The organism is Campylobacter portucalensis (assembly GCF_009690845.1).
Taxonomy (GTDB): domain Bacteria; phylum Campylobacterota; class Campylobacteria; order Campylobacterales; family Campylobacteraceae; genus Campylobacter_B; species Campylobacter_B portucalensis.
The window spans coordinates 1-2,883 of record NZ_VWSJ01000065.1; the positions used below are offsets into that span (position 1 = coordinate 1).

Here is a 2,883-nt window from a genome sequence, read left to right on the forward strand (position 1 = left end):
CGGATTTGGAAGTGCCTAGATTGCTTAGTTCAAACAGAGCATCTTCTAATTCACTTAGTGAATTTGGTTGAAAAAAGCTTCCGCCTGTTTGGTCGCTTAGTTCTTTGAAATGGTTTAAATTTGAATTTATTGAGATTATGTTTATTTTCACAGAGTTATCATCGCTTTGACTTAAATCAGCACTTCTAGCCATTTTAGCTATACCCATTTTTAAATCTCTTGCTCTTGCTAGGACTTCACTTTTTCTATGATTATCATCGCCTGGCTCATCAGTCATTAGATAAATTTCTTTGCTTAGTCCGTTATCAGGGGTAAAGTTACTCATACCCTCTAATAGTGCAGCCATTGCGTATTCTTGTGAGCCATTTTCAATAAAGACGGAATTTATTCCTGATTGAAATGCAGATATGGTTGTGTAAGTTCCTATGGTTTTTATGCTATTGTCGCTAAAAGTTACGATTGAAATTTTTGAGTATTGGGTTTGATTAGAATTTGTTCTAAAAATATTTTCCGCAATCACTCTTGCTGTTTGTTTGGCTGTGTCTATGTCATCTTGCATAGAACCAGTTGTATCGATGACGATAGCTATTTCTTTGCCTTTTTGTTCAGCTAAATTTATATTTAGGGATTGTTTTTCTTTGGAGTAGTTGTTGATGGTTAGGGTTTTGTCGCCAAATTTAACTGTGAGTGTGCCTTGTGAATCATTACCGTTCAAAGTATATTTTATGTTTTTATTATTGTCATCGATATAGCATTGTTCTTTTTCGTTCCAAGTGCCACCTACTAAGAGATTGCCGTCAAACTCTACACTACCAATTCCGTCATCATCATCTTGTATAATATCTTTATCTCCTGCTTTGTAGGTGTCATTACCTGCTCCACCATACATAATGTCTTTGCCACTTGAACCTATGATTATATCATCTCCGCTGTCTTTATCATCTTTACTGTCTTTTATATCGGCGTATATTGTATTTACTGAATTTGTATCTTTTATACCACTTAAATCTATCGTGTCATTTCCACTTCCAGCTTCAATATAGTTTGAACCACCAGTTAGTTTTATAGTGTCATCTCCTGCTAGGGTGTAAATTCTATTGGCTTTTCCTACCGAAGCAGTTACTATATCATTTTTGTTTGTGCCAAATATATAAGCTGTATCAGTGAGATTGTATTCATCTGTATTATCGGGGTCTGTAACAGAAGTATAATATGAAATTTTCTTACCTGTTTCATAATCATCATAATATGAGCCTACTTTTGGTGTATCCATAAGAGCCTTAAACATTTTTGCCTTATCGCTTACATAGTTTTTGCTATATTCATCTTTGTATCTTTCTAGTTCAGAGTAAGCGTTTGAATTTATACCTGAAATAATAAAAGGATTTAAATTTACAAGAGCATATAAAGCAGGTGTGCTTAAATTTGAGCCTGAGAAAAAGGAAGTTACACTTGAAGTTGGACTTATTAAATTGAGATTAAATTTAACATTATTATTTTCATAGGCGTTGCAAATTTCTATTATATCATTTGCTCCGTTTGCTTTTCCTACTATTTGTTCTATTTGCGAAATTGTATCACTAGCAATACTTGCTACACTTCCTTTAAGTATAAAATTTGGTGTGTTATAAAATCCGCTTAGATACTGAGTTACAGCATTTTCATTTACTCCGCTTGATATAGCCATATCGTAGAAGTAGAGAATTTGGGTTAGGTCTTTTATAGCGTGAGAATTGCCTGAGACTTTGATTTCTTCTCCTACATTTAATCCCATTGCATTTGTGAAATTTATGCCGTCTTTTGCTAGTATATCTGTGATTTTATTTGATTTTATATTCGAAGTTCCGAACAAATTTAATAAAGTTCCTTTAAGCCCTAAAAGACCGGGTGCGTTATAGGTGTATGTATGGGAAATTTTATCTTCATTAGCAATTGTAAAAAGCTGAGCTAAATATCCGCCTAGCGAGTGTCCTGTAACTGTCAATTTATCACTTGGCGATAAAATTCCGGTTTCCACCATATCATTATAAAATTTTTGCAAGTCATTTGTTTGCCAATTATCGCCAAGAGTGCCTAATAGTATGTCGTTCAGTATATCATCTAAACCATTGAAACTAACTTCCGCATCTGTTCCACGAATTGCCAAAATTTTTTCATTTGTATTTGCATCACGATACAAAGTGGCTTGAAAACCAACTAAATTTCGTTGAAACAAAACCTCATATTCTTTCTCTCCAAATTTAACAATATCAAAAGTATTTTTGTATGTATAAGCATCTAGTGCCAACTGTGCGTAAATCTTGNNTCATCTTTTATCCTTTTCATTAGAATTTTTATTTATTAAATTTTGTTTTAAAATATCGATTATTTCGTATTCGTTTGGCGTATTATGGCAAGTTAAGCCCTGAACATCCGTGGATACAGATAAAAATTTATGCATAAATGAATTATAAGGCATAAAATATCTATAAATTTTTCCTATATTTTTTTCATCGGTAAGATATATGTCACTTTTATGAATTAAACCTACATTTTTAGGGCATTTGACATAATCATTATCGCACCGATGATATATTTCACTATCTTTTAATCGAATATTTTGTAAATTGTTTAGTGTATAATTATCATCTACAATCTCAATCTTAAAATCTTTTTTAATATTGCACTCGTATCTAAATTTAAGCATCTTAAACCCGTCAAACAAAAATCCGTAAGTTAAAAACAGGGTTATTAAAGTGGCTATGAAGTGAGTTTTGTTTTGAAATAAAAATTTATCACCTTTTGAAACTTCTATTTTTTCATAAGTTATTTTTTCATCTGTTTTGTGAATTTTAACTTTGTATTTTTTATTAATTAGCGCCAAGAAAATAAAGGTCAGAAAAA

General features: G+C 31.8%; 2 protein-coding genes. Both read right to left on the bottom strand.

What is annotated here, in order from left to right; genetic code table 11:
* Positions 1–2,287 (bottom strand): VWA domain-containing protein (locus F1B92_RS08605; RefSeq protein WP_154571432.1); only part of this gene is annotated, 2,287 nt, incomplete at its 3' end.
* A gap of 18 nt (positions 2,288–2,305) precedes the next feature.
* A partial coding sequence (locus tag F1B92_RS08610) for a hypothetical protein (protein WP_229770996.1) occupies positions 2,306–2,883 on the bottom strand: 578 nt, incomplete at its 5' end.